The sequence below is a fragment of the Pseudomonas sp. PSPC3-2 genome (assembly GCF_049897085.1).
Lineage (GTDB): Bacteria > Pseudomonadota > Gammaproteobacteria > Pseudomonadales > Pseudomonadaceae > Aquipseudomonas > Aquipseudomonas paraveronii.
On record NZ_JAFCVO010000045.1, the window covers coordinates 1 to 794 of the forward strand.

The 794-nt window shown below is 63.9% G+C and carries 1 protein-coding gene; it reads left to right on the forward strand.

Features of this window, described 5'->3' with window-relative positions:
• The coding region (locus ACP7CJ_RS28825; protein WP_426103247.1) for a tandem-95 repeat protein at positions 1-794 on the forward strand (794 nt) is incomplete at both ends.

The window sequence follows — 794 nt, forward strand, 5'->3', positions numbered from 1 at the left end:
AACGGCGAAGCCACGGTTTACTTCAAACCAAACGCGGACTTCCACGGCACCGCGGACTTCACCTACACCGCTACCGACGGCGGCAACGCTGACGGCAGCAGCCCGCTGACCTCGGCTCCAGCCAACGGCACCATCACCGTGACTGCGGTCAACGACGCGCCGGTGGCTGAAGCCACTAGCGCGACCGGTGCTGAAGATCCAAGCGTAGGGATTGCGGTCAAACTGTCCGCCACCGACGTAGACAGCCCGACGGACGTTAAATCGTTCACCGTCGGCACGCCGACCAACGGCACCTTCTACACCGACGCGGCGATGACCAAACCGGTGACCGGTTCCATTGACGCAGTCAACGGCGAAGCCACGGTTTACTTCAAGCCAAACGCGGACTTCCACGGCACCGCGGACTTCACCTACACCGCCACCGACGGCGGCCCGCTGACGTCGGCGCCAGCCAACGGCACCATCACCGTGACTGCGGTCAACGACGCGCCGGTGGCTGAAGCCACTAGCGCGACCGGTGCTGAAGATCCAAGCGTAGGGATTGCGGTCAAACTGTCCGCCACCGACGTAGACAGCCCGACGGACGTTAAATCGTTCACCGTCGGCACGCCTACCAACGGCACCTTCTACACCGACGCGGCGATGACCAAACCGGTGACCGGCTCGATTGACGCGGTCAACGGCGAAGCCACGGTTTACTTCAAACCAAACGCGGACTTCCACGGCACTGCGGACTTCACCTACACCGCGACCGACGGCGGCAACGCTGACGGCAGCAGCCCGCTGACCTCGGC